The organism is Pseudomonas sp. PA-1-3F (genome assembly GCF_021609665.1).
Classification (GTDB): Bacteria; Pseudomonadota; Gammaproteobacteria; order Pseudomonadales; family Pseudomonadaceae; genus Aquipseudomonas; species Aquipseudomonas paracarnis.
The window spans coordinates 1-26,128 of sequence record NZ_WJZD01000058.1; the positions used below are offsets into that span (position 1 = coordinate 1).

A 26,128-nucleotide genomic window follows, 5' to 3' on the forward strand; every position below is an offset into this window, starting at 1 on the left:
CCGCTGGGCTGCGCAGCGGCCCGAAAATCCTGGGAGCGCTTCGCACTCCAGCGGGAGCAAGCTCCCTCGCCACAGTCAAACTGTCTAGGTTGGCACCTGCTCACGCCGCATCCACCGCTCGAACGCCATGGCATTGAGCGGCCGGCTGATCAGGTAGCCCTGGGCCGTGTCGCAGTTCCAGCGTTTGAGCAAGGTGAGGCTGTGTTCGAACTCCACGCCCTCGGCGACCACCTTGAGCCCCAGGCTATGGCTCATCTCGATGGTGGAGCGCACGATCACGCCGTCGCCGCTGGTGCTGTCGAGGTTGCGCACAAAGGACTGGTCGATCTTCAGCTCTTGCACCGGTAGGCGCTGCAATTGGGCGAGGGACGAGTAACCGGTGCCGAAATCATCCACCGACAGGCTGATCCCGCAATTGCGCAACTGCTCCAGCACGCTGAGGGCCTGCTGCGGGTTGTGCATGATGGCGCTCTCGGTAATCTCGAAAATCAAATGCTCGGCGCCCACGTGGTATTGGGCCAATAACGCAGTGACGCGAATGGCCAAGTCATCATCCGCCAAGTCGTTCACGGAGATATTCACCGACAGCTGGATAACCAGCCCACGCTGCGCCCATTCGGCAATCTGGCGGATGGCTTCCTCGATCACCCACAGGGTCAGGGCACCCATGCTGCCAGTGCGTTCGGCCAAAGGAATGAACTCCCCGGGAGACACTTGCCCCAGCGTCGGGTGTTGCCAGCGCAGCAAGGCTTCGGCCTGGCTCACATGGCCGTGCCGCAGGTCGAGCTTGGGCTGGTAGCACAGGAACAACTCGCCTTCGATCACGGCGCGGCGCAAGTCGCGAATCAGGGTGATCTGGCGTTGGTGGGCGAGGTCGCGGTCCGGTTGGTAGATCTGCAAATGCCCCGGCAGGTTGGCCGCGTCGTGCCGGGCGATGGCCGCGCGGTTGATCAACTCTTCCACCTGCTGCCCATCAGCAGGGTACGCGGCGATGCCGATGCTCACTTCATGGCGCACTTCGTCATTACCGATGCGCAGGGGTTCGGTCAACGCCCCATGCAACTGGTCGGCGCGGGCCACGGCAGAGTCGATCTCGGTGTTTTCAAGCAACAACAGAAACTCACTGCCGGCGATGCGCGCGGCGGTGTCGCTGGCCAACAGGCTGCTGGACAAGCAGCGGCTGGCCTCGCACAACATGTGCTCGACACCTTCGGGGCCAAACCCTTCGTTGATGACTCGGTAGTTTTCAATCCCCACGTACAGCAACACCACCGACCGCCGTGCGCTGATCGCACTGCCCAGGCGCTCCATGGCCAAGGCACGGTTGGGCAATCCGGTGAGCGGGTCATGCAAGGCATTGTGGGCCAGTTGCCGTTCGCGCAGGGCGATGCCGCTTTGCATGGCATTGAACGCCCGCGCCAGCAGGCCGAACTCGTCGTGGCTGCGCACCCGCACCGGGGTGCGGTAGTCACCGGCCCCGATCCGTTCAGCGGCTTGCACCAGCGCATTGAGCGGGCGTGACACTCGCCGCGCCAGGAATAATGCCACCGCCAGCGAGACCAGCAGCACCGCCAGGGCAATCCCCATGAACTGCCGGTCCAGCGGCGCGAAGGATTCCAGCGCATGGTCCAGCGGGCTTTGCAGCAACACACGCACTTCATCGCCTTCGCCGCTATTGGCCAAGGGCAACACCTGGCTGAGCACACGCTGGCCATGGAACAGCTGGATCTTCGCCTCAGGATCGACCTGCGTGCCATGCAAGAGGTTGATAATGCTTGGGCGCCAATTGCCAGGGTGGGTGGTGAACAGCTGACCGAGATGGCCGTCCTGCACACTGAGGAACGACACCTCCAGGTTGCTCATGGAGCGCAGTTCATGGGCGAATTGCGTGTCCATGGGAAAGCCCATGACCACGCGTGCGATCGGCACAGGCCCGAGCACATCTTTTTGCACCAGCAAATAGGGGCGCCCGGCCATGGCGACGATCAACATTTGCTGGCCGCTGCGCCGCGCCTTGCGCAAGGCATCGGCATACGGGAACAACTGGCCCCGCGTCTGCACCAGCAGGGTACTGACCATAACCCTGTCATCCAGGCCCAGCACCACCACTTCGCTGGAACTGACCCCGGTGCCATGGGTGCCCAGGGCCTCCAGGATCGGCACCGTCCGGCCGCCGGCCACCGCCTGCTTGAACGGCCCATCGGCGGTCAGCCAGTCCAACCCGTACTGCAAGCGCCGCCCGCGCAGGTCCAGCAGGCGCTCGAACACCTGCCGCCCGGTGTTCAACTGTACGTCGGCCTGGTTCTCCACCGCACGGGTGGTGGCAGCGTGCACGGCAAAATAGGTGGCGGCCACGACCACCAGCAACAACAGCGCCAGCACCCCGGCTATGCGGGTCTGAAACGTGTGGCGCCAGTGCATGGCCGCGCCCTCGGGCCGCGCTCGTCGCTCTTGGCCGTGCTTTCCTTGTGTCATACGCGTCCCTGCCGACTGCTAACCGGCGTCAAAAAAACATCCTTTTTTATGGGGAATTTTATTAAAGCAGGTTAGCTGGGACTGGGGATAAGTAAACCCAATAAAAGCTGGGTCTAGCCGTCACATTATTGACGATCAGTTCGAAAAGCGGAGGGGTAAAGTACGTTGACCGCAACCCTCCCGTTATTTCATGCAAATTGTTGCTAACGACGCCCCCCCATTGAAACCACCGCAACCCCGCCCCATCTAACCTGCATACTTACTGATGCAGGTGCCCCATGAGCGACCAGCAAGAATTTCCAGATTACGACCTCAACGATTACGCCGACCCCGAAAACGCTGAAACCGCCTCGTCCAATACTGGCCTGGCCCTGCCTGGGCAAAACCTGCCGGACAAGGTCTACATCATCCCGATCCACAACCGGCCGTTTTTTCCGGCACAAGTGTTGCCGGTGATCGTCAATGAAGAACCCTGGGCCGAAACCCTGGAGCTGGTGAGCAAATCCGACCACCATTCCCTTGCGCTGTTTTTCATGGACACGCCGCCCGAAGACCCACGGCACTTCGACACCTCCGCCCTGCCGCTGTACGGCACCCTGGTGAAGGTGCACCACGCCAGCCGCGAGAACGGCAAGCTGCAGTTCGTCGCCCAGGGCCTGACCCGCGTGCGCATCAAGACCTGGCTCAAGCACCACCGCCCACCTTACCTGGTGGAAGTCGAATACCCGCACCAGCCCAGCGAGCCGACCGATGAGGTCAAGGCCTACGGCATGGCGCTGATCAATGCGATCAAGGAACTGCTGCCCCTCAACCCGCTGTACAGCGAAGAGTTGAAAAACTACCTCAACCGCTTCAGCCCCAACGACCCGTCGCCGCTCACTGACTTTGCCGCCGCCCTCACCTCGGCGACAGGTAATGAGCTGCAGGAAGTGCTGGACTGCGTGCCCATGCTCAAGCGCATGGAAAAAGTGCTGCCGATGCTGCGCAAAGAGGTAGAAGTCGCGCGTCTGCAAAAAGAACTCTCCGCCGAAGTGAACCGCAAGATCGGCGAGCACCAGCGTGAGTTCTTCCTCAAGGAACAACTCAAGGTCATCCAGCAGGAGCTGGGCCTGACCAAGGACGATCGCAGCGCCGATGTCGAACAGTTCGAACAGCGCCTGCAAGGCAAAGTGCTGCCGGCGCAAGCGAAAAAACGCATTGATGAAGAACTGAACAAACTGTCGATCCTGGAAACCGGTTCGCCGGAATACGCCGTCACGCGCAACTACCTGGACTGGGCCACCTCGGTGCCGTGGGGCGTGTACGGAGAAGACAAACTCGACCTCAAGCACGCGCGCAAAGTGCTCGACAAGCACCATGCGGGCCTGGATGACATCAAGAGCCGCATCCTCGAATTCCTAGCGGTGGGCGCCTACAAGGGCGAAGTCGCCGGTTCCATCGTATTGCTGGTAGGCCCGCCGGGCGTGGGCAAGACGAGTGTGGGCAAGTCCATCGCCGAATCCCTGGGGCGGCCGTTCTATCGCTTCAGTGTCGGCGGCATGCGCGACGAGGCCGAGATCAAGGGCCACCGGCGCACCTACATCGGCGCCCTGCCCGGCAAGCTGGTGCAGGCGCTGAAAGACGTGGAAGTGATGAACCCGGTGATCATGCTCGACGAGATCGACAAGATGGGCCAGAGCTTCCAGGGCGACCCGGCGTCGGCGCTGCTGGAAACCCTGGACCCGGAGCAGAACGTCGAATTCCTCGACCATTACCTGGACCTGCGCCTGGACCTGTCCAAAGTGCTGTTCGTGTGCACCGCCAACACCCTGGACTCAATCCCCGGTCCGTTGCTGGACCGCATGGAAGTGATTCGCCTGTCGGGCTATATCACCGAAGAAAAAGTCGCCATCGCCAAGCGCCACTTGTGGCCCAAGCAGTTGGAAAAAGCCGGCGTGGCCAAAAACAGCCTGACCATCACCGACGGTGCCTTGCGCGCCTTGATCGACGGTTATGCGCGAGAGGCCGGCGTGCGTCAGTTGGAGAAACAGCTAGGCAAGCTGGTGCGCAAGGCGGTGGTAAAACTGCTGGATGAGCCTGACTCGGTGATCAAGATCGGCAACAAGGACCTGGAAAGCTCCCTGGGCATGCCGGTATTCCGTAATGAGCAAGTGCTGTCCGGCACCGGCGTGATTACCGGCCTGGCGTGGACCAGCATGGGCGGCGCCACCTTGCCGATCGAAGCGACGCGCATCCACACGCTCAACCGCGGCTTCAAGCTCACCGGGCAGTTGGGTGAAGTGATGAAAGAGTCCGCCGAAATCGCCTACAGCTACATCAGTTCCAACCTGAAGTCGTTTGGCGGCGATGCGAAGTTCTTCGACGAAGCCTTCGTGCACTTGCACGTGCCGGAAGGCGCCACGCCGAAAGACGGCCCGAGTGCCGGCGTGACCATGGCCAGTGCGTTGCTGTCCCTGGCCCGCAACCAACCGCCGAAAAAAGGCGTGGCGATGACCGGCGAACTGACCTTGACCGGGCATGTACTGCCGATTGGCGGGGTGCGCGAGAAGGTGATTGCGGCGCGGCGCCAGAAGATTCACGAGTTGATCTTGCCGGAGCCCAACCGTGGCAGCTTTGAAGAGTTGCCGGACTATTTGAAGGAAGGGATGACGGTGCACTTTGCCAAGCGGTTTGCGGATGTGGCGAAGGTGCTCTTCTGATAAATATCCAGACCTGATCATTCCCACGCTCTGCGTGGGAATACATCCAGTGACGCTCCGCGTCACAAAGCGGACGCGGAGCGTCCAAGGCGACGTTCCCACGCGTGGGAACGATCGGCCAACGCAAACCCCTCCTTGTCACACCTTGTCTCATCTTCGGTTATGCTCCCCCTTCGTCGTGTATTAACGGAGCCTTCATGACCGCTGCCCGCCTGTTTCTCCCCTTGAGCCTTGCCCTGCTGGCCGGATGCGCCAGTGCCCCCAAGCAAAACGTCAGCGTGGACAACCAGAGCGCCTGCCCGCTCCAGCTTAAAAACGGGCAAAACCTGATCCTCACCCTGCCCAGCAACCCCACCACCGGTTACCGCTGGGCCATCCAGGACTCCGCGGGCGGCGTGTTGCGCGCCTTGAGCCCCGAGGTCTACAGCAGCACCGAGTCCGGCGTGATCGGCGGTGGCGGCCAGTCCACCTGGCGCTTCCAGGCGTTTGCCGCAGGGCAAGGGCGTTTGCGCCTGACGTCCCAGCAACCTTGGGAGCCGGAGGCCGAACCTGTCGAAACCTTTGACTGCGCCATTACGGTGAACTGATATGCCATGGCTGATCCTTGCCTTGATGGGCGCCGGCACCTTTGTCTATGGCCTGGCGACCCATGCGACGCTGCTGTGCCTGCTGGTCAAGCCGCTGCCGGTGCTGGCGCTGCTGGGTTGGCTGCATGACGCGCCGCCCACCGAGTATCGACGCTGGATCAGCCTGGGGTTGATTTTTTCCCTGGTGGGCGACGTATTGCTCGCCTGGCCAGGCGACCTGTTTATCTTTGGCCTGGGCGCGTTTCTGTTCGCGCACCTGGCCTATCTCAAAGCTTATTTCAGTGACTGTCGGCGCTTGGCGCTGCTGCCGTTGGTGCTGGCCCTCGGCATAGGCGCAATCTTGCTGAGCATCCTGATCTCCCACGGCCTCGGTGAACTGCTGATACCGGTGGTGGTTTACGCGCTGGTGATCAGCGCCATGCTCTGGCGTGCGTTGGCGCGACTGGGCAGCGAGGTGCCCAAGCGTTCAGCGTGGCTGGCGGCGGCGGGTGCGGTGTCGTTTGTGGTTTCCGACGCGCTGATCGGCATCAATCGGTTTGTGCTGGCGTTCGAGGCAGCGCCGTATTTGCTGATCGCCACTTACTGGCTCGGGCAGTGGGGCATCACCGCCTCGGCTTTCCATCAGACAACCCGCGCATCCGAGGGCCAACTTGGCTAAAATGCCGGCCTTTCCCCCACCGTCGCCGGAACAGCCGTGAGCAAAGAACCCGATCGCCTATTCGCCCAGCCCCTGCCCCAGGTGCCGGACTTCGCCTTTAACGAGGATGTGGTGCGGGTGTTCCCGGACATGATCAAGCGCTCGGTGCCGGGTTACCCCACCATCGTCGAGAACCTCGGCGTACTGGCCGCGCAATTTGCCCAACCGGGTAGCGTGCTGTATGACCTGGGCTCTTCCCTGGGGGCCGTGACCCAAGCCCTGCGCCGCCATGTACGCACCGAGGGTTGCCGGGTGATCGCCGTGGATAACTCCGCCGCGATGGTCGAGCGCTGTCGCGAATACCTCAATGGCCAGGACTCGATGTTCCAGGAGTTGCTGCCCGTGGAGGTGATCGAGGGCGATATTCTCGCCCTGCAATTCAAACCCGCCTCGGTGGTGGCCCTGAACTTCACCCTGCAATTTATCGCCCCCCAGGAGCGCCTGGCGTTGCTTGGGCGCATTCGCCAGTCTCTGCTGCCGGGCGGCGCCTTGATCCTCTCGGAAAAGCTGCGCTTTAACGATGTTGAAGAGCACGCGCTGCTGACCGACCTGCATATCGCCTTCAAGCGCGCCAACGGCTACAGCGAGCTGGAAATCGCCCAGAAGCGCAGCGCCATCGAAAACGTCATGAAGCCCGACAGCCTCGAAGAACACCGCGAACGCCTGCTGGCGGCCGGGTTCTCGAAAGTCGTGCCGTGGTTCCAGTGTCTTAACTTTGCCTCGTTGATTGCCTTGCCATGATTGATTTGTCCCCCCTCGCCCGCCACCTGGTCGGCACTCCTTTGGCCGTGTGGGCCCAGGGCCTGCAAGCGCAGCTCGATAGCAAGATGGAAAAAGGCCATGGCGACCTGGAGCGCTGGCAGAGCGCCTTGGATGCACTGCCGAAGATCCAGCCCAACAGCGTAGATTTGCTCAACGGCCTAGCGCTGGACACCGATTGCGACGACGCCACCCGCGCACAGATGCACACGGCGCTGATGGGGCTGAGCCCCTGGCGCAAAGGCCCGTTCCACCTGTTCGGCGTGCATGTGGACACTGAATGGCGTTCGGACTGGAAGTGGTCGCGGGTCGCGCCGCACCTGAACCTCAAAGGCAAGCGCATCCTCGATGTGGGCTGCGGCAACGGCTACTACATGTGGCGCATGCTCGGCGCCGGGGCCGACAGCGTGATTGGCGTGGACCCCAACTGGCTGTTCTTCTGCCAGTTCCAGGCCGTGCAGCGCTACTTGTCCGAGCCCAAGGCCTGGCACTTGCCGTTCCCCTTCGAAGACTTGCCGGCGAACCTGGAAGGCTTTGACACGGTATTTTCCATGGGCGTGTTCTACCACCGCCGCTCGCCCATCGAGCATTTACTGGCGTTGAAAGACACCCTGGTCAAGGGCGGCGAGTTGGTGTTGGAAACATTGGTGGTGGAAGGCGACCAACAACAAGTGCTGGTGCCAGAAGACCGTTACGCCCAGATGCGCAACGTGTGGTTCCTGCCGTCGGTGCCGGCGTTGATGCTGTGGCTGCGCCGGGCCGGGTTCAGTGATGTACGGTGCGTGGATGTGAGCGTGACCACGGTTGAGGAGCAGCGTGGGACGCAGTGGATGAAGTATCAGTCGCTGAGTGATTTCCTGGACCCTGAGGATCACAGCAAGACCATTGAAGGGCTGCCGGCGCCGATGCGGGCGGTGATCATCGCTCGTAAATGACACCACTATGATCGTTCCCACGCTCTGCGTGGGAATGCCTCTTGTGACGCTCTACGTCACGCTTTGGGACGCAGAGCGTCCTGTGCTGCGTTCCCACGCAGAGCGTGGGAACGATCATCACGGTTTAGCTCGTCGGGCTTTGAAGAACTCGCTCAGTACAGCCCCACACTCCTCGGCCAATACCCCGCCTTCAAACAACACCCGATGGTTAAGAAAACCCTGGGTAAAAAACTGCCCCTGGCTTTGCACGATGCCCGCCTTCGGCTCCAGCGCGCCATACACCACCCGCGCCACCCGCGAATGCACGATCAAACCCGCGCACATGCTGCACGGCTCCAGCGTCACATACAGCGTGCTGCCCACCAGCCGATAGTTGCTGATCGCTTGTGCAGCGGCGCGGATCGCGACCATTTCGGCATGGGCGCTGGGGTCGTTGCCACTGATGGGGCAGTTGAAGCCGCGGCCGATGATTTCACCGTCCTGCACCAGCACCGCACCCACCGGCACTTCGCCCAATGCAGCGCCTTGGGCGGCGAGCGCCAGGGCTTCGCGCATAAAGTCCTGGTCGCGGCTGCGGTCGATAATCGCGGCGGGGCGAATCTGGCGCATCACGCCACCTCGATGGCGGCCATCAGGCCGGTTTCCATGTGGTCGATCACATGGCAATGGAACATCCACACCCCTGGGTTATCCGCCACCAAGGCCACGCGGGCGCGTTCGTTCTTGCCCAGCAGGTAGGTGTCGGTGAAATACGGGATCACCTTGTGGCGGTTGGACGCAAGCACCTTGAAGCTCATGCCGTGCAGGTGGATCGGGTGCTGGTACTGGGTCATGTTCTTCAATTCGAAAATGTAGCTCTTGCCCTTCTCCAGCTTGGCAATCGGGCGGTCGGCGCAGGTCTTGTCGGTGATATCCCAGGCCTGGCCGTTGATCTGCCACAGGCTGGGCGGCTTGCCGTTTTCGACATTGACCGACACCGAGCCGACCCATTCGAAATTGAAGTTGAGTTTCTCGGCATTGGCCAGGTCTGGCTCGGCAACCGGGTTGGCCGGCAGTGCCGGTGGCCATGCGGTAGGCGCGTCAGTATTGGCGACAGAGCGGAAGGTGCCAAGGCGCACCGGGCCGTTGCGCAGCGACAGTTCTTCGCCCGCCGGTGGCGCCTTGATCGCCAGGCAAATGCGCATGCCCGGGCCCAGCCAATATTCCTTGCCCAACGGGCGCGGCTCGATGGGGTTACCGTCCAGGGCATAGATCTGCGCTTCGACGCCAGGAATATTGAGGCGATAAGTCAGGGTGTTGTCGAGGTTGAGCAGGCGCACGCGAGTGATTTGCCCGGCAGGTAGCTCGATGACTGGCTGGGGCACGCCATTGATAGTCGAGAGCCGCCCGGCCGTGCCGCCACGCGCCGCTTCACGGGGGATGCTGAACTCGACAAATGCGCCCTCTTCGTCGATGTGCCAGTTCTTCAGGCTCAAGGTGCGCTCGTACTGGAAACCGGTGGGTTCGCGCTCTTCCACGATCAACGGGCCGACGAGGCCACGGCCGAGTTCTTCGCTGCTACTCACGTGAGGGTGATACCAGTAGCTGCCGGCATCGGGCACGCGGAATTTATAGTCGAAGTATTCGCCAGGCAGCACCGGCAATTGCGAGACGTAGGGCACGCCGTCCATCTCCAGCGGCAGGCGGATGCCGTGCCAGTGGATGGTAGTGGCGACTGGCAGATGGTTGATAAAGCGCACCCTCAGCCATTCGCCTTGGCGCACCCGCAACTCGGTGCCCGGCGCCGATGGGCCGAACGCCCAGGCCTGGGTCTTGTGCCCTGGCACCAACTCTACGTCCAGGGGCGCGGCGATCAGCTCGTAATCGTGCCCCGCCTCGGACTCGGCGACTTTCCCCAGCCAGTAGCGGTAGCCACCGCCGGCACCGACGCCTACTACGGCCAGACCAGCAAGACCACCCAGGATTTGTCGACGGGAGAAGGATCGGGACACAACAACCTCGCGTATCTGCCGCAGGCCAAGGGCCCGCAAAGGGCTGATACGATACACCTGCGTCGGCTAAACAGTAAGGCTTCGCATTGCCGCACATTGAAAACACCGAAGACTCATCGTGTGGGAGCTGGCTTGCCTGCGATTGCAGTGGGCCAGCTACGAATACGTAAACTGACGCTCCGCTATCGCAGGCAAGCCAGCTCCCACATTGATCTTCATTGTTTATCAGTGCTTGGCAGCGGCCAGGATCAGGGCTTTCATCTCGGCCACTGCGCCTTTGAAACCGACGAACAACGCGTGCGCCACCAGGGCGTGGCCGATATTCAGTTCGTTGATGCCCTTGATCGCAGCCACGGCTTCGACGTTGTGGTAATGCAAGCCATGGCCGGCATTGACGATCAAGCCTTCGTTGAGCCCGCAGTTCACGCCGTCAATGATGCGTTGCAACTCGTCGGCCACTTCGGTCGGCGTGCTGGCATCGGCATAACGACCAGTGTGCAACTCGATCGCCGGGGCGCCAACACGGCGGGAGGCTTCGATCTGGCGTTCGTCGGCATCGATAAACAGCGAGACTTCGCTGCCGATCCGCGACAGGCGCTCCACCGCGGCCTTGATCCGTGCTTCCTGGCCGGCGACGTCGAGGCCGCCTTCGGTGGTCAGCTCCTGGCGGGTTTCCGGTACCAGGCAGATATGCGCCGGGCGGATGCGCTCGGCGAACGCCATCATTTCTTCGGTTACGCCCATTTCGAAGTTCATGCGGGTTTGCAGCACGTCCTTGAGCAGCAGTACATCGCGCTCCTGGATGTGGCGGCGGTCTTCGCGCAGGTGCACGGTGATGCCGTCGGCGCCCGCTTCTTCGGCGTCCAGCGCGGCCTTGACCGGGTCAGGGTAACGGGTGCCCCGGGCCTGGCGCAGGGTGGCGACGTGGTCGATGTTGACGCCAAGAAGAATGCGATTGCTGGTGGTCACGGAAGCGCTCCTGAAAAGGGAAAGAATCGGTGCACAGCATACACGGGGACGTCAGGGCTTTCGAAACAACTCGCGACTGACCAGCGGCCGTCCGCCCAGGTGCACGGCCAGGGCCTGGCGCATCAGGCGCTTGGCGGCGGACAGCGCACCGGGAGCGTGCCAGTCGGCTTCGCTCATGGCCAGCAGTTCGGTGCCCTGAAACAGGCCGGGCTGCAGCAGGTACACACGCTCAAGCCCCGCATCGACTTGCAGGCGATACATGCCATCGGCGGCGATGGGCTCCCCGTGCAGGTCGTTGGCCAGTTCGAAGCCGTAGCCAAGGTCGTCGAGCAAACGCCATTCGAAAGCGCGCAGCAGCGGTTCCAGCGGACGGCCTTCAGCGAGGGCGAGCAAGGTAGCAGCGTAGTGATCGAAGACCGCCGGGTGCGGGTCTTCGGCGGGCAACAGGCGAATCAGCAGTTCATTGAGGTAAAGGCCGCTGAACAGCGCATCGCCATTCAGCCAGGCCGAGGTGCCAACGCTTTCCAGGCGGCCGACGTTTTTCAGCTCGCCCTTGCCGCGAAACTCCACGTCCAGCGCCACGAACGGCCGCGCCAAGGTACCCGCCTTGCCCCGTGCGCTGCGCAAGACTGCGCGCAGTCGGCCTTGGGGCGTGAGGAAGTCCACCAACGCACTGGTTTCGCGGTAGGCACGGCTGTGCAGGACGTAGGCAAGTTGGCTGGGGGGTGGGGATTGCGACATGAGACGGGGAATCTCTAAAGAAGGAGAGCGCTTGTGTGGCGAGGGGAGCTTGCTCCCGCTGGGCTGCGAAGCAGCCCCTCTAGCAGCCACCGAGTTATACCTGAAAAACCTCGTCGACCTTGTTGGGGCCGCTCCGCGGCCCAGCGGGAGCAAGCTCCCTCGCCACAGCAAGCCCGCCAGTCACTGTGCAACCCGTTACAGGTCGCCATAGCCCAGAGAGCGCAACGCACGCTCATCATCGGACCAGCCACCCTTCACCTTCACCCACAGGTTGAGCATGATCTTGGAGTCGAACAGCAACTCCATGTCCTTGCGCGCTTCGGTGCCGATGCGCTTGATACGCTCGCCCTTGTCGCCAATGATGATTTTCTTCTGGCCGTCACGTTCGACGAGGATCAGCGCATGGATATGCAAGGTCTTGCCCTGCTGCTTGAACTCTTCGATTTCGACGGTGATCTGGTACGGCAGCTCGGCGCCCATCTGGCGCATGATTTTCTCACGCACCAGTTCAGCGGCAAGGAAACGGCTGCTGCGGTCGGTGATCTGGTCTTCCGGGAAGAAGTGCTCGTTTTCCGGCAGGTAACCGGCGATCACGCGCTCCAGGGCTTCGAGGTTGTGGCCGTGCTGGGCTGAGATCGGCATGATCTGGGCGTTCGGCAGTTGCTCCTGCAACCAGGTCAGGTGCGGCATCAGCTCGGCTTTGTCTTCGATACGGTCGGTCTTGTTCAGCGCGACGATCAACGGGCCGGTCACGTATTGCACACGCTCGAGGACCATCTGGTCTTCGTCGGTCCACTTGGTGCGGTCGACCACGAAGATCACCACGTCGACGTCTTTCAACGCGGCCGAGGCGGTCTTGTTCATGTAGCGGTTCAGGGCTTTCTCGCCACCTTTGTGCATGCCAGGGGTATCGACATACACCGCTTGCACGTTGCCTTCGGTCTTGATGCCCAGCATGTTGTGGCGGGTGGTCTGGGGCTTGCGCGAGGTGATCGCGAGCTTCTGGCCGAGGATGTGGTTGAGCAGCGTGGACTTGCCCACGTTCGGGCGGCCGACGATGGCAACATAGCCACAGCGTGTTGCGGTTGAATCAGTCATGGCCATTCTCCACGCCCAGGGCAATCAGTGCTGCAGCGGCCGCTACCTGTTCGGCAATACGACGGCTCACACCCTGACCTCGGCTTTTTTCGTTCAATAAAGTGATTTCACATTCCACGAAGAACACCCGGCAATGGGGCTCGCCCTGGATATCCACCACTTCGTAGCGTGGCAGTTCGCAACCGCGGGACTGCAGGTACTCTTGCAGGCGGGTCTTGGGATCCTTGTTGGTATCTACCAGCGTCAGGCTTTCGATTTCCGAGGCCAGCCAGGCGACAACGCGCTCCTTGGCCGTCTCCATGCCTGCATCGAGGTAGATCGCACCGATCAAGGCTTCCAGGGCATCAGCCAGGATTGACTCGCGACGGAAACCGCCGCTTTTCAACTCACCGGAACCCAGCCGCAGGTACTCGCCCAGGCCAAAGCCTCGGGCCAGCACGGCCAGGGTCTCGCCTTTCACAAGGCGTGCGCGCAGGCGCGACAGCTGGCCTTCTCGCGCTTGGGGGAAGCGCTCGAACAGCGCCTCGCCGGCGGCGAAATTGAGGATAGCGTCACCGAGAAATTCCAGGCGCTCGTTATTACGCCCTGCAAAGCTGCGGTGTGTGAGGGCAAGGACCATCAATTCCTGATCCTTGAAGGTGTAGCCGAGCTGACGCTCGAGACGACTTAGAGAAACGGTCACGGTTTATCCATATCTAGTTGATGGCACCGGCGGCCATCGACGATTGACGCAGTGTTCAAATTCAAATCCTGATGGGTACCGGGCATCGGAAAATGTCCAAGCCCCAGAAAAGCATTCGGCGCTGTGTTCACAGCGCCGCTTGTATTACTTGATCAGCCCGACCCGCGAGAAGTTCGGCAGGTGGCTGAGCTTGGGTTCCGGCCAACTCATCCAGACCGCGAAGGCTTTGCCGACAATGTTCTCGTCCGGCACCATGCCCAGCAGATCCTTGGGAATGTTGGGGTCATCCCAGTAGCGGCTGTCGTTGGAGTTGTCCCGGTTGTCGCCCATCATGAAGTAGTGCCCGGCAGGCACTTTCCACTGGCCATCCGGCATCGCACGGTAGCGGCTCATTTCCTTGCGGATTTGGTGCTCCACCGCACCGAGTTTTTCCTGGTACAGCTCGGCGCTGCCCAAGGTATTCGGCTCGGCGCCCAACAGCTTCTCGGCCACCGACTCACCATTGATGAACAGGCGCTTGTCGCTGGTGTAGCGCACCACGTCGCCCGGCAGGCCGACGACTCGCTTGATGTAGTTGACGTTCGGGTCGCTTGGGTAGCGGAACACCATCACATCGCCGCGCTGCGGGTCACCTACCGGGATGACTTTCTTGTCGATCACCGGCAGGCGAATGCCGTAGGAAAACTTGTTCACCAGGATGAAGTCGCCCACGTCCAGGGTGGGTTTCATCGACCCCGAAGGGATCTGGAACGGCTCTACCAGAAACGAGCGCAGCACCAGCACGATGAACAACACCGGGAAGAACGACTTGCCGTACTCAACCAGCAAGGGCTCTTTGTTCAGCTTCTCGACCACCACCGCATCGGGCTGGCTGACGCTGCCCTGATAGGAAGCGATGGCCGCCCGACGACGCGGGGCGAAGAACACCAGATCGAGCAACGCCAGGAGACCACAGACGGCAACGGCAATGACCAGCAACAGCGGGAAATTTAGTGACATAGGACCTAACTATCCAACCTGAGCACCGCAAGGAAGGCTTCTTGTGGAACTTCCACGTTGCCTACTTGCTTCATGCGTTTTTTACCGGCCTTTTGCTTCTCAAGCAGTTTGCGCTTACGGCTTACGTCACCGCCGTAGCATTTGGCCAGTACGTTCTTTCTGAGAGCCTTGACGGAAGTCCGTGCAATGATCTGCCCGCCGATGGCGGCCTGGATCGCGACGTCGAACATCTGGCGCGGAATCAGTTCTTTCATCTTCTCGGTCAGTTGGCGACCTTTGTAATGCGCGTTGTCCTTGTGCACGATCAGTGCCAGGGCATCTACCTTGTCGCCGTTGATCAGCACATCCAGTTTCACCAGATTAGCCGATTGGTAACGATCGAAATGGTAGTCCAGCGAAGCATAGCCGCGACTGGTGGACTTGAGACGGTCGAAGAAGTCCAGGACCACTTCGTTCATCGGCATATCGTAGGTCACTTGTACCTGAGTACCGAGGAACAGCATGTCGCGCTGCACGCCACGCTTTTCGATACACAGTGTAATGACGTTGCCCAAGTGTTCCTGCGGTACCAGGATATTGGCCCGCACGATCGGCTCGCGCATGTCTTCGATGGCCGACAGGTCCGGAAGCTTGGAGGGGTTGTCGACGTAAATCGTTTCACCGGTTTTGAGCAGCAACTCAAAAATAACGGTTGGCGCGGTGGTGATCAGGTCCAGGTCGTATTCGCGCTCAAGGCGCTCCTGGATGATCTCCATGTGCAGCATGCCCAGGAATCCGCAACGGAAGCCGAAGCCCAGGGCGTCGGAGCTTTCCGGGGTGTACTGCAACGACGAGTCGTTGAGGGTCAGTTTTTGCAGGGCTTCGCGGAAATCTTCGAAGTCATCGGAGCTGACCGGGAACAGGCCGGCGTAGACCTGTGGCTGGATGCGCTTGAAGCCGGGCAGCACGTCGACGTCTGGCGTGGAGCTCAAGGTCAGGGTGTCACCTACTGGCGCACCATGAATGTCCTTGATGCCGGCGATGATGAAGCCTACTTCACCGGCTTTCAGATCAACGGTAGCGGTGTGCTTGGGGTTGAATACACCGACGCTGTCCACCAGGTGGATCTTGCCGGTGGACTTGACCAGGATCTTGTCGCCCTTCTTCACACGGCCATGGCGCACGCGCACCAGGGACACAACGCCCAGGTAGTTGTCGAACCAGGAGTCGATGATCAACGCTTGCAGCGGATCTTCGTAGTTGCCGGTCGGCGCGGGAATGGTGTGCACCAGGCGTTCGAGCACTTCGTCGACACCCAGGCCGGTCTTGGCGCTGCAGGTGACGGCGTCGGTGGCATCGATGCCGATGATCTTCTCAATCTCTTCCTTGACGCGCTCAGGCTCGGCCTGGGGCAGGTCGATCTTGTTGAGCACGGGCATGACTTCCAGGCCCTGCTCGATCGCGGTGTAGCAGTTGGCAACCGACTGCGCCTCGACGCCCTGGCCGGCATCGACCACCAGCAACGCACCTTCACAGGCCGCCAGCGAACGGCTGACTTCGTAGGTGAAGTCAACGTGGCCAGGGGTGTCAATGAAGTTCAGTTGGTAAGTGATGCCGTCTTTGGCCTTGTAGTACAGCGTGACGCTGTGGGCCTTGATGGTGATCCCGCGCTCGCGTTCGAGGTCCATGGAATCCAGTACCTGGGCTTCCATTTCACGCTCGGCAAGGCCGCCGCACATCTGGATAAATCGATCGGCCAGCGTCGACTTGCCATGGTCAATGTGGGCGATGATGGAGAAATTGCGGATATGACTCAAATCACTCACGGATCAACACTCAAAAAGGCTGCAGGCAGATTGCCCGCTGAAAAATAGCCGGGAATTGTACCTGATGCTCAGGCCAGACGTCATCTTTGCTGACCAATACAAAAAAGCCCCACTTTAATGGGGCTTAAAATTGTAGGAGCGAGCTCGCTCGCGAAAATCGCCAACGATAACGCGCTTATTCTAGATAAACGCGGCGTTTCGCAGACTTTCGCGAGCGCGGCTTCAACCCGCTCGGCGCAGCAGCCAGAACCCAGCCACGGCGCAGATGGCCGTGGGCACCAGCACCGCAAACAGCGGCGAGAAGCCGAATACCAGGCTCGACGGCCCAAGCAAGTCCTGGGCGATGCGGAAGGTGAAGCCCACCAGCACGCCGGTAAATACCCGTTGGCCCAGGGTCACGGAACGCAATGGCCCGAAAATGAAGGAGATCGCCATCAACACCAAGGCCGCGGTAACCACCGGCTGCAAGACTTTCACCCAGAACGCCAGCCAGTAGCGGCCATTGTTCAAACCCTGCTCCTTGAGGTAGTGGATATAGCTCCACAAACCGGAGATCGGCAGGGCTTCCGGCACCATGACCACGGTGTTGAGCAACTCCGGCTTGAGGGTGATATCCCACTGTTCGGTCGGCACATTGACCACTTCGGTGCTGGACTGAGTGCCCTTACCCACGTTACGGAAGTGCGTGGTGGTGACGTCGCTCAGTTGCCATTGCTCGCCACTGTACTGCGCGCGCTTGGCGAAGCTGGACGACAACATGTGCCGTTCTTTGTCGAAGGTGTAGCGGGTCACCCCGATCAACAGGCCACCCGGTTGCACGGCGTTGATGTGGATGAACTCGTCACCCTGGCGGTGCCACAGGCCGTGCTTGGCGCTTTGCGCATCGCCCGAACCCTGGGCCAGGGCGCGATTGGCCTGGGCGGTGGCTTCGGCCGGTGGCGCGACGTATTCACCGATCAGCACACTGCAGGCCATCAGCAGCAGCATCGGCTTCATCACCGCCCAGACGATACGGCCGATGGAAACCCCGGCGGCGCGCATGATGGTCAGCTCGCTGTTGCTGGCCAAGGTACCCAGGCCGATCAGACAGCCAATCAGCGCGGCCATTGGCATCATGTCGTAGAGGCGGCGCGGCGCGGTCAGTGCGACGTAGCTCAGCACGTCCGTGACTGTGTAAGTGTCAGTAACGTTGCCCACTTCATCAATGAAGGCGAACAGCAAGGCCAGGCCGAGAATGATGCCCAGTACCGCCAGGATGGCGATCAGTACGCTAATGCCGATGTAGCGATCAAGCTTAGCCACGGGCCAACTCCTTCAGGCCACGACGGCTCTTCATTTTCAAACGGATAGGTTCCCAGTAGAGCAGCCCCAGGCCGATCATCAGGAAAACCCCGTGCACCCACCACAGGCCCAAGGCCGGTGGCAACTTGCCCTTCTCCAGGGAACCACGGGCAGAAATCAGGATGGTCAGGTAGGCCATGTACAGCAGGATCGCTGGCAGCAACTTGAGGAAACGCCCTTGGCGCGGGTTGACGCGCGACAGCGGCACGGCCATCAGGGTCACGATAAACACCAGCAGCGGCAGGGACAGGCGCCATTGCAACTCGGCGATGGAGCGCAACTCCGGGCTGCCGAACAGCGATGAGGTGGGCAGTGCGTCGCGGTCGGTGACCTCGTCACTGATCTCGGCCTTGGGCAGCATGACGCCATAGGTGTCGTACTTGATCGCCCGATAATCCGCCAGGCCAGGGCTGCCGTCGTAGCGGTAGCCGTTTTCCAGGATCAGGTAGCGATTACCATCGGGGCGGATTTCCTGGCGACCGCTGTCGGCCACCAGAATCGAAATACCCCGATCCTTCTGGTTCTGACCTAGGTTCTTCTGGGAGATGAACACGCCGCCAAGGTTGGAGCGGTCGTCGGTCATGGTTTCGGTGTAGGTCACCCGTGAACCGTCGCTGAGCGACTGGAAGCGACCGGGCTCGAGGGTGTCGAACTCAGTCATCGCATCCTGCTTGTTCAGCAGCAGCTGGAATTGCATGGCCCCCTGGGGCGCCAGGCTCATGCTCAACCAGGCCACCACCAGGGCAACACCGGCGGCAGGCACCATGGTCATGGCCAGCAGGCGCTGCTGGCTCATGCCGGTGGCCGACAGCACGGTCATCTCGCTTTCCAAGTACAGCCGGCCATAGGCCAGCAATATGCCGAGAAACAGGCCAAGCGGCAGGATCAACTGGAGCATGCCGGGCATCCGGTAGCCCATGATCAGGAACAGTGAGCCCGGATCCAGGGCGCCAGCGGCGGCTTGGGCCAGGAACTTGACGAAACGACCACTCATGATGATGACCAGCAACACCGCACTCACGGCACTCAGGGTCAACAGGACTTCGCGGGACAGATAACGGAAGACAATCAAACCAGACACTCCAGGGTTGTCAGGCTAAGGCGGCCAAACAAGCAAGCATACCGAGTCGACCCGTTTACCACGGGCCGGCTAAAAAGATGGCGCATTATCCTGTGATTGACCGCGCCTGTCACGGAGCTTACTCATGCGCACGCACAAAGCGTGCGCCAAGGGTTGTCAGGCTCCGCTGGCGAGGTTCAAACTGCGGCCTTTGTCGCTGGCGGTTTACAACGCTGCCGAGCTTTAAAGCCGGAGTACAAGCTCCCGGCTCACAGACCTTGATAAGGGACCCGAAAATGGAATTGGTTGTAAAAAGCGTTAGCCCCGAAACGTTGAAAACCGCCACCCTCGTGGTCGCTGTCGGCGAAGGCCGCACACTCGGCGTCGCCGCCAAGCAACTGGACGAACTGAGCGGCGGCGCTATCAGCGCAGTGCTCAAGCGCGGCGACCTGGCCGGCAAGGTCGGTCAGAGCCTGTTGCTGCAGAGCCTGCCCAACCTTAAAGCCGAGCGCGTTTTGCTGGTGGGCGTGGGCAAGGATGCTGAACTGGGCGACCGTCCGTTTCGCAAGATCGTCAGCGGCATCCTCACCACCCTCAAGGGCCTGGGCGGCAGCGATGCGGTGCTGGCGCTCGATGAAATCGTGGTCAAGGGCCGCGACAGCTACGGCAAGACCCGCCTGCTGGCCGAGTCGCTGGTGGACGGCGGCTATATTTTCGACCAGTTCAAGAGCCAGAAAGCCGAACCCCGCGCCCTGAAGAAAATCACCCTGCTGACCATCAAGGCAGCCCAGGCTGAAGTCCAGCGCGCCGTCACCCACGCCCAGGCCATCGCCAACGGTATGTCATTCACTCGCGACCTGGGCAACCTGCCGCCGAACATCTGCCACCCGACATTCCTGGGCGAACAGGCCAAGGCATTGGGCAAAGAGTTCAAGGGCCTGAAGGTTGAAGTGCTGGACGAGAAGAAGATCAAGGACCTGGGCATGGGCTCGTTCTATGCCGTGGGCCAGGGCAGCGACCAGCCGCCACGCCTGATCGTGATGCAATACAACGGCGGCAAGAAGTCCGAGAAGCCTTACGCCCTGGTAGGTAAAGGCATCACCTTCGATACCGGCGGCATCAGCCTCAAGCCCGGTGCCGGAATGGACGAGATGAAGTACGACATGGGCGGCGCCGCCAGCGTGTTCGGCACCCTGCGTGCCGTGCTGGAACTCAAGCTGCCGATCAACCTGGTGTGCATTTTGGCCTGTGCCGAGAACATGCCGAGCGGCGGCGCGGCTCGCCCAGGCGATATCGTCACCACCATGAGCGGCCAGACTGTGGAGATCCTCAACACCGACGCCGAAGGCCGCCTGGTGCTGTGCGATGCCCTGACCTACGCCGAACGCTTCAAGCCCCAGGCCGTGATCGACATCGCGACCCTGACCGGCGCGTGCATCGTTGCCTTGGGTTCCCACACTTCGGGCCTGCTGGGCAATAACGACGAACTGATCGAGCAACTGCTCAGCGCCGGCAAGGCCGCCGACGACCGCGCCTGGCAACTGCCGCTGTTCGATGAGTACCAGGAACAGCTCGATAGCCCGTTCGCCGACATCGCCAACATCGGTGGCCCGAAAGCCGGCACCATCACTGCGGCCTGCTTCCTGTCGCGCTTTGCCAAGAACTTCAACTGGGCTCACCTGGACATCGCCGGCACGGCCTGGACCAGCGGCGGCAAGGACAAGGGCGCCACTGGCCGTCCGGTACCCCTGCTGACCCAATACCTGCTGGATCGCGCCAAAGCTTAAGCGGCCCCTGCGCCTCTCTGTAGGAGCGAGCTTGCTGTGGCGAGGGAGCTTGCTCCCGTTGACTGCGTAGCAGTCCCCGGCTTTTTAGGGGCACTGCGCACCACAGCGCAAGCAAGCTTGCTCGCCACAGCAAGCTCGCTCCTACAGAGGGGCAACCAGGCCAGCCCCAGGATTTCCAATGCCCCAAGTCGACTTCTATATATTGCCCAGCGCCGATCCTCTCGCGCGCCTGGACTTTGCCTGCAAACTCACTGAAAAAGCCTGGCGCATGGGCCATCGCATCTACCTGCACTGCAGCGATGCCGCCCAACGTGAAGAACTTGATGCCCGTCTGTGGCGATTCAAGGGCGAAAGCTTCGTGCCCCACGGCCCCGCCGAATCCGAACCTGAAAGCCTGGTAGTCCTGGGCTTGGGGGACAATTGCGGCGATCACCATGACTTGCTGGTCAACCTCGACCTGAAAGTACCGGCCTTTGCCCAAGCGTTCGCCCGTGTGGCGGAAGTGGTAGTGGAAGACCCGGCTATTCGTCAGGCTGCGCGGGAGAGTTTCCGTTTCTACCGTGAACAGGGCTATCCTCTGCAAGATCACCGGCTACAACGACTTTGAGTACATGATGGACACTCCCAACCCGCTGAAAAAAGACGACCACCTGCTGGATGACCTGGAGTCGATCCGTCAGTTGCTGGGTGATGACAACCTGCAACCGCCGCTGCTGACCGAGACGGTGGAGGGTGAGGTTCAGATTCCGCTGTTGTTCGACATGGTCGGCGGCAAGCCTGCCGCGCCGGCACCTGCGATTGCAGAACCCGCTCCAGCCGCCGAAAAAGCCCCCGACGCCCTGCTGCTGCACCTGGACAATGAACTGCGCGCCGCTGCGCAATTGATCATGCAGGATGTGATCGATGACTTTGCGCCGCATATCGAGGCCGAGATCAAGCGTCGGATGGATGCGCGGATGGAGCGGTTGCTCAGCCAGTACCAGTCTTAAACCTTGCATAGACCCCTGTGGGAGCTGGCTTGCCTGCGAAGGCGGTTTCTCAGTCAAAACCTTTGGTGACTGAGAAACCGCCTTCGCAGGCAAGCCAGCTCCCACATTGGTTTTGCATCGACCTTTAAACGGTCTTCAACTCGCCCTCCACGCCTTGCCCCGTTATACTTGCCGGCTTTCCTGAATAAATGCCAACTAGGGTCCCGCCGCGCATGGATAAGACCTACCAGCCCCACGCTATCGAAACTTCCTGGTACAACACCTGGGAGTCCGAGAACTATTTCGCCCCACAAGGTGCGGGCGACTCGTACACCATCATGATTCCGCCACCGAACGTCACTGGCAGCCTGCACATGGGCCATGGCTTCAACAATGCGATCATGGATGCGTTGATCCGCTTCCGCCGCATGCAGGGTCGCGACACCCTGTGGCAACCGGGCACCGACCACGCCGGTATCGCCACCCAGATGCTGGTGGAGCGCCAACTGGAAGCCACCGGCCAGAACCGTCACGACCTGGGTCGCGAGAAATTCCTGGAGAAAGTCTGGGAATGGAAAGACCAGTCCGGCGGCAATATCAGCCGTCAGATCCGTCGCCTGGGTTCGTCCGTAGACTGGAGCCGCGAGCGCTTCACCATGGACGACGGCCTGTCCGAAGCCGTTAAGGAAGCCTTCGTGCGCTTGCATGAAGACGGCCTGATCTACCGCGGCAAGCGCTTGGTCAACTGGGACACCAAGTTGCACACGGCCATTTCCGACCTTGAAGTGGAAAACCACGACGAGAAAGGCTTCCTGTGGAACCTCAAGTACCCGCTGGCCGACGGCGCCAAGACCGCTGAAGGCAATGATTACCTGATCGTCGCCACCACCCGACCGGAAACCATGCTCGGCGATGCCGCCGTGGCCGTTAACCCGAACGACGAGCGCTATCAGGCGCTGATCGGCAAATTCGTCGAACTGCCACTGGTTGGCCGCCGTATCCCGATCATCGCGGATGACTACTGCGACCCTGAGTTCGGCACCGGCTGCGTGAAAATCACCCCGGCCCACGATTTCAACGACTACGAAGTCGGCAAGCGCCACAACCTGCCGTTGCTGAACATCTTCGACAAGAATGCCGCCGTATTGCCGGCCTGCCAGGTGTTCAACCTGGACGGCTCGCTGAACGACAGCATCGACGGCAAGATCCCCGCCGAATACGCAGGTCTGGACCGTTTTGAAGCGCGCAAGCAGATCGTAGCTGCCTTCGACGCCGCCGGTTTGCTGGTCAGCGTCGACGACCACGGCCTGAAAGTGCCGAAGGGCGACCGCTCCGGCACCGTGATCGAACCGTGGCTGACCGACCAGTGGTACGTGTCCACCAAGCCGCTGGCAGAACCTGCGATTGCCGCCGTGGAAGATGGCCGCATCCAGTTCGTGCCTAAACAGTACGAAAACATGTACTTCTCGTGGATGCGCGACATCCAGGACTGGTGCATCAGCCGTCAGCTGTGGTGGGGCCACCGTATTCCGGCCTGGTACGACGAATCGGGCAAGGTCTATGTAGGCCGCGACGAAGCCGAAGTGCGTGCCAAGCACAACCTCGGCGCGGACATCGCGCTGCAACAGGACAACGACGTACTGGACACCTGGTTCAGTTCGGGCCTGTGGACCTTCTCTACCCTGGGCTGGCCGCAGCAGACCGAGTTCCTGAAGAAATTTCACTCCACCGACGTGCTGGTCACCGGCTTCGACATCATTTTCTTCTGGGTTGCCCGGATGATCATGCTCACCATGCACCTGGTGAAGAACGAAGACGGCACCCCGCAGGTACCGTTCAAGACCGTGTACGTACACGGCCTGGTACGCGACGGCCAGGGCCAGAAGATGTCCAAGTCCAAGGGCAACGTCCTGGACCCGCTGGACATCATCGACGGCATCGACCTGGAAACCCTGGTGCAGAAACGCACCTCGGGCCTGATGCAGCCGAAACTGGCGAAAAAGATCGAGAAGCAGACCCGCGACGAATTCGCCGACGGCATCGCCAGCTACGGCACCGACGCCCTGCGCTTCACCTTCTGCTCGCTGGCCTCCACCGGTCGCGACATCAAGTTCGACATGGGCCGCGTCGAAGGCTATCGCAACTTCTGCAACAAGATCTGGAACGCGGCGCGCTACGTGCTGGACAAAGGCGAAGACTGCGGCCAGAACGGCGAAGCCTATGAGCTGAGCCTGGCGGATCGCTGGATCATCTCGCAGTTGCAGCGCACCGAAGCCGAAGTGACCCGCCAGCTCGACCAGTTCCGTTTCGACCTGGCCGCACAGGCCCTGTACGAGTTCATCTGGAACCAGTATTGCGACTGGTACCTGGAACTGTCCAAGCCGGTGCTGTGGGACGAGAACGCGCCGGTCGAACGCCAGCGCGGCACCCGTCGCACCCTGGTGCGCGTGCTGGAAGTGGCGCTGCGCCTGGCGCATCCGTTCATGCCGTTCATCACCGAAGAAATCTGGCAGCGCCTGGCGCCGCTGGCCGGTATCGAAGGCAAGACCATCATGCTGCAACCTTGGCCGGTGGCCAACGAAGCGCGCATCGATGAGGCCGCCGAAAGCGACATCGAATGGCTCAAGACCCTGATGCTCGGCACACGCAACATCCGCGCCGAGATGAACATCGGGCCGGGCAAGCCGCTGGCCGTGTTCGTCAAGAACGCCAGTGCCGAAGACCAGCGTCGCCTCAGCGAGAACGATGCGCTGCTCAAGAAACTGGCCAAGCTGGAGTCGATCACCGTATTGGCTGCCGATGCCGAAGCACCGTTGTCTGCCACCGCGTTGGTGGGTGATATGGAAGTGCTGGTGCCGATGGCCGGCCTGATCGACAAGGGCGCGGAACTTGCCCGCCTCGACAAGGAAATTGCGCGCCTGCAAGGCGAAGTGCAGCGAGTGGGCGGCAAGCTGTCCAACGCGGCGTTCGTCGACAAAGCGCCAGCTGAAGTGATCGAGAAAGAACGCGCCAAGTTGGCCGAGGCTGAACAGGCCTTGGGCAAGCTGGCGGAGCAACACGCGCGGATTTCCAGCCTGTAAGGGGAAACCGTGTAGAGAAAGAGGCCTTCGGGCCTCTTTTTTTTGTCCAGGAAAACCACACCATTTCCCAATCAAAACCCTATCCCTGTGGGAGCTGGCTTGCCTGCGATACTGACGACTCGGTGTATCAGGCAGACCGAGGTGATGCTATCGCAGGCAAGCCAGCTCCCACATTTGACCGAGTTGTGTTCAGGAATGTGTGACAATGCCCACCACATTGAGCCAACACCAGAATCATCATGACCGCCCCCACTACGCCCAAACCACCGCGCAAGAAGCCTAAAACCGCCGCCACGGCCAAACCCGTCGCGCCGCGCAAAGAGGCCACCCTGCACCCGCGCAACCGCCACACGGGCCGTTACGACTTCCCGGCGCTGATCAAGACCACGCCGGAACTGGCGCAGTTTGTGATCATCAACCCCTACGGCAAAGAGAGCATCGACTTCGCCAGCCCGGATGCGGTGCGGGTGTTCAACCGGGCACTGTTGAAGTCTTTCTACGGCATCCAGCATTGGGACATCCCTGCCGACTACCTGTGCCCACCGGTGCCGGGGCGTGCCGACTACGTGCACTTCCTCGCCGACCTGCTGGCCAGCGTCAACGACGGCAAGATCCCGCGGGGCTCGATCGTCAAGGTGCTGGACATCGGTATGGGCGCCAACTGCGTGTACCCGCTGATTGGCTATATGGAGTACCGCTGGAACTTCCTGGGCTCGGAGGTCGACCCGATCGCCGTGTCCGCCGCCAAGGCCATCGTGCAGTCTAACGACCTGAGCAAGGTCATCCAGCTGCGCCAGCAACCCAACCCCAAGCAGATCCTGTTGGGCCTGCTGGAGCCGGGTGAGCGCTTTGACCTTACGATGTGCAACCCGCCGTTCCATGCATCCATGGACGAAGCCACCAAAGGCAGCGAGCGTAAATGGCGCGCCTTGGGCAAGGCAGACCCGAAACGCAAGTTGCCGGTGCTTAACTTCGGTGGTCAATCGGCCGAACTGTGGTGTGAAGGTGGCGAAGCGCGATTTGTGACGCAACTGATCGCCGAGAGCGCGCATTTTGCGCATAAAGTGCTGTGGTTCAGCACCCTGGTGTCCAAAGCGTCCAACCTGCCGGCGATCGAAACCGCGCTGAAAAAAGCCGGCGTGCTGGAAAGCCAGGTGGTGGAGATGTCCCAGGGGCAGAAGCAGAGCCGCTTTGTGGCCTGGACATTCCAGACCAAGAACGAGCAGCAGATCTGGCGCCAGCGCTGGGTTCGATAAGAATCATTGTGGCGAGGGAGCTTGCTCCCGCTGGGCTGCGTAGCGGCCCCAAAAAAATGGGAGCGCTGCGCACTCCCCCGGGGGGGAGGCCCCTCCCCCCCAAAACCACCCTCTACAATAAAAACATAGGCAATAAAAAAACGTGCCCCCGTCACTCCCAAGCAAGGGTTTTTTTGTGCGTCTTACTTGTTTACAACGT

General features: G+C 61.1%; 21 protein-coding genes. 10 read left to right on the plus strand and 11 right to left on the minus strand.

Annotated features, from left to right (window positions below):
- Positions 1-84 precede the first annotated feature (84 nt).
- Positions 85-2,421 (minus strand): putative bifunctional diguanylate cyclase/phosphodiesterase, encoded by a 2,337-nt coding sequence (locus tag GIV26_RS26370; protein ID WP_186526464.1) that lies wholly within the window; start codon positions 2,419-2,421, stop codon positions 85-87.
- Between the two features lie 332 nt (positions 2,422-2,753).
- On the opposite strand from GIV26_RS26370, the gene lon reads away from it, so the two are divergent.
- The 5 genes from lon to cmoB all read left to right on the plus strand — a co-directional run bounded on the left by lon (position 2,754) and on the right by cmoB (position 8,152).
- Positions 2,754-5,174: an endopeptidase La gene (gene lon / locus GIV26_RS26375; protein ID WP_096143395.1), complete on the plus strand. Its 2,421-nt coding sequence runs from the start codon at positions 2,754-2,756 to the stop codon at positions 5,172-5,174.
- A 197-nt stretch (positions 5,175-5,371) separates the two neighbouring features.
- A complete protein-coding gene (locus tag GIV26_RS26380; RefSeq protein WP_054897754.1) occupies positions 5,372-5,761 on the plus strand; it encodes a protease inhibitor I42 family protein in 390 nt (129 codons plus the stop codon).
- Between the two features lies 1 nt (position 5,762).
- On the plus strand, positions 5,763-6,419 hold the full coding sequence (locus GIV26_RS26385; RefSeq protein ID WP_089041323.1) for a lysoplasmalogenase: 657 nt from the start codon (positions 5,763-5,765) through the stop codon (positions 6,417-6,419).
- 36 nt (positions 6,420-6,455) lie between these two features.
- Entirely contained in the window at positions 6,456-7,199 is a 744-nt protein-coding gene (gene cmoA / locus GIV26_RS26390; RefSeq protein ID WP_236282824.1) for a carboxy-S-adenosyl-L-methionine synthase CmoA, read from the plus strand.
- Positions 7,196-8,152 (plus strand): tRNA 5-methoxyuridine(34)/uridine 5-oxyacetic acid(34) synthase CmoB, encoded by a 957-nt coding sequence (cmoB, locus tag GIV26_RS26395; RefSeq protein WP_034128653.1) that lies wholly within the window; start codon positions 7,196-7,198, stop codon positions 8,150-8,152. The genes cmoA and cmoB overlap by 4 nt, the downstream gene beginning before the upstream one ends.
- A 117-nt stretch (positions 8,153-8,269) precedes the next feature.
- Here the strand turns inward: cmoB and tadA are convergent, their stop codons facing one another.
- The 10 genes from tadA to lptF form a co-directional block, all read right to left on the minus strand.
- Entirely contained in the window at positions 8,270-8,761 is a 492-nt protein-coding gene (tadA, locus tag GIV26_RS26400; protein WP_034128654.1) for a tRNA adenosine(34) deaminase TadA, read from the minus strand.
- Positions 8,761-10,143 carry a multicopper oxidase family protein gene (locus GIV26_RS26405; protein ID WP_105229086.1) on the minus strand — a complete coding sequence of 461 codons (1,383 nt, stop codon included), beginning with the start codon at positions 10,141-10,143 and terminating at the stop codon, positions 8,761-8,763. The genes tadA and GIV26_RS26405 overlap by 1 nt, the downstream gene beginning before the upstream one ends.
- A 225-nt stretch (positions 10,144-10,368) precedes the next feature.
- Positions 10,369-11,112: a pyridoxine 5'-phosphate synthase gene (gene pdxJ, locus GIV26_RS26410; protein ID WP_198714871.1), complete on the minus strand. Its 744-nt coding sequence runs from the start codon at positions 11,110-11,112 to the stop codon at positions 10,369-10,371.
- Between the two features lie 51 nt (positions 11,113-11,163).
- Complete coding sequence (gene recO / locus GIV26_RS26415) at positions 11,164-11,853, minus strand: DNA repair protein RecO (protein ID WP_116667267.1); 690 nt, start codon at positions 11,851-11,853, stop codon at positions 11,164-11,166.
- A gap of 195 nt (positions 11,854-12,048) precedes the next feature.
- Complete coding sequence (gene era / locus GIV26_RS26420; protein WP_005785147.1) at positions 12,049-12,951, minus strand: GTPase Era; 903 nt, start codon at positions 12,949-12,951, stop codon at positions 12,049-12,051.
- On the minus strand, positions 12,944-13,633 hold the full coding sequence (gene rnc / locus GIV26_RS26425; RefSeq protein ID WP_003188856.1) for a ribonuclease III: 690 nt from the start codon (positions 13,631-13,633) through the stop codon (positions 12,944-12,946). Before rnc ends, era begins: the two co-directional genes overlap by 8 nt.
- A 144-nt stretch (positions 13,634-13,777) precedes the next feature.
- On the minus strand, positions 13,778-14,632 hold the full coding sequence (gene lepB / locus GIV26_RS26430; RefSeq protein ID WP_003188855.1) for a signal peptidase I: 855 nt from the start codon (positions 14,630-14,632) through the stop codon (positions 13,778-13,780).
- A gap of 5 nt (positions 14,633-14,637) precedes the next feature.
- On the minus strand, positions 14,638-16,437 hold the full coding sequence (lepA, locus tag GIV26_RS26435; protein WP_003188853.1) for a translation elongation factor 4: 1,800 nt from the start codon (positions 16,435-16,437) through the stop codon (positions 14,638-14,640).
- A gap of 222 nt (positions 16,438-16,659) precedes the next feature.
- The gene (gene lptG, locus GIV26_RS26440; protein WP_236282826.1) at positions 16,660-17,739 is read right to left on the minus strand and encodes an LPS export ABC transporter permease LptG; all 1,080 of its coding nucleotides are present in this window, start codon (positions 17,737-17,739) and stop codon (positions 16,660-16,662) included.
- The gene (gene lptF, locus GIV26_RS26445) at positions 17,732-18,850 is read right to left on the minus strand and encodes an LPS export ABC transporter permease LptF (protein WP_034128657.1); all 1,119 of its coding nucleotides are present in this window, start codon (positions 18,848-18,850) and stop codon (positions 17,732-17,734) included. Before lptF ends, lptG begins: the two co-directional genes overlap by 8 nt.
- 284 nt (positions 18,851-19,134) lie before the next feature.
- On the opposite strand from lptF, the gene GIV26_RS26450 reads away from it, so the two are divergent.
- From GIV26_RS26450 to rlmF, 5 genes are all read left to right on the plus strand, one after another.
- A complete protein-coding gene (locus tag GIV26_RS26450; RefSeq protein WP_034128658.1) occupies positions 19,135-20,625 on the plus strand; it encodes a leucyl aminopeptidase in 1,491 nt (496 codons plus the stop codon).
- Between the two features lie 178 nt (positions 20,626-20,803).
- A complete protein-coding gene (locus GIV26_RS26455) occupies positions 20,804-21,232 on the plus strand; it encodes a DNA polymerase III subunit chi (protein ID WP_034128659.1) in 429 nt (142 codons plus the stop codon).
- Between the two features lie 7 nt (positions 21,233-21,239).
- Positions 21,240-21,614: a hypothetical protein gene (locus tag GIV26_RS26460; RefSeq protein WP_034128660.1), complete on the plus strand. Its 375-nt coding sequence runs from the start codon at positions 21,240-21,242 to the stop codon at positions 21,612-21,614.
- 212 nt (positions 21,615-21,826) lie between these two features.
- Positions 21,827-24,673, plus strand: coding sequence for a valine--tRNA ligase (locus GIV26_RS26465; RefSeq protein ID WP_005785134.1), 2,847 nt, complete (start codon positions 21,827-21,829; stop codon positions 24,671-24,673).
- Between the two features lie 239 nt (positions 24,674-24,912).
- On the plus strand, positions 24,913-25,929 hold the full coding sequence (rlmF, locus tag GIV26_RS26470; protein ID WP_034128662.1) for a 23S rRNA (adenine(1618)-N(6))-methyltransferase RlmF: 1,017 nt from the start codon (positions 24,913-24,915) through the stop codon (positions 25,927-25,929).
- Positions 25,930-26,128: the final 199 nt, after the last annotated feature.

What these genes read in the sequence shown, in the direction of transcription:
- GIV26_RS26370 (WP_186526464.1), bottom strand. Translation starts at nt 2,421, where the DNA reads ATGCACTGGCGCCACACGTTTCAGACCCGCATAGCCGGGGTGCTGGCG.
- lon (WP_096143395.1), top strand. Translation starts at nt 2,754, where the DNA reads ATGAGCGACCAGCAAGAATTTCCAGATTACGACCTCAACGATTACGCC.
- GIV26_RS26380 (WP_054897754.1), top strand. Translation starts at nt 5,372, where the DNA reads ATGACCGCTGCCCGCCTGTTTCTCCCCTTGAGCCTTGCCCTGCTGGCC.
- GIV26_RS26385 (WP_089041323.1), top strand. Translation starts at nt 5,763, where the DNA reads ATGCCATGGCTGATCCTTGCCTTGATGGGCGCCGGCACCTTTGTCTAT.
- cmoB (WP_034128653.1), top strand. Translation starts at nt 7,196, where the DNA reads ATGATTGATTTGTCCCCCCTCGCCCGCCACCTGGTCGGCACTCCTTTG.
- tadA (WP_034128654.1), bottom strand. Translation starts at nt 8,761, where the DNA reads ATGCGCCAGATTCGCCCCGCCGCGATTATCGACCGCAGCCGCGACCAG.
- recO (WP_116667267.1), bottom strand. Translation starts at nt 11,853, where the DNA reads ATGTCGCAATCCCCACCCCCCAGCCAACTTGCCTACGTCCTGCACAGC.
- era (WP_005785147.1), bottom strand. Translation starts at nt 12,951, where the DNA reads ATGACTGATTCAACCGCAACACGCTGTGGCTATGTTGCCATCGTCGGC.
- lepB (WP_003188855.1), bottom strand. Translation starts at nt 14,632, where the DNA reads ATGTCACTAAATTTCCCGCTGTTGCTGGTCATTGCCGTTGCCGTCTGT.
- GIV26_RS26450 (WP_034128658.1), top strand. Translation starts at nt 19,135, where the DNA reads ATGGAATTGGTTGTAAAAAGCGTTAGCCCCGAAACGTTGAAAACCGCC.
- GIV26_RS26455 (WP_034128659.1), top strand. Translation starts at nt 20,804, where the DNA reads ATGCCCCAAGTCGACTTCTATATATTGCCCAGCGCCGATCCTCTCGCG.
- GIV26_RS26460 (WP_034128660.1), top strand. Translation starts at nt 21,240, where the DNA reads ATGGACACTCCCAACCCGCTGAAAAAAGACGACCACCTGCTGGATGAC.
- GIV26_RS26465 (WP_005785134.1), top strand. Translation starts at nt 21,827, where the DNA reads ATGGATAAGACCTACCAGCCCCACGCTATCGAAACTTCCTGGTACAAC.
- rlmF (WP_034128662.1), top strand. Translation starts at nt 24,913, where the DNA reads ATGACCGCCCCCACTACGCCCAAACCACCGCGCAAGAAGCCTAAAACC.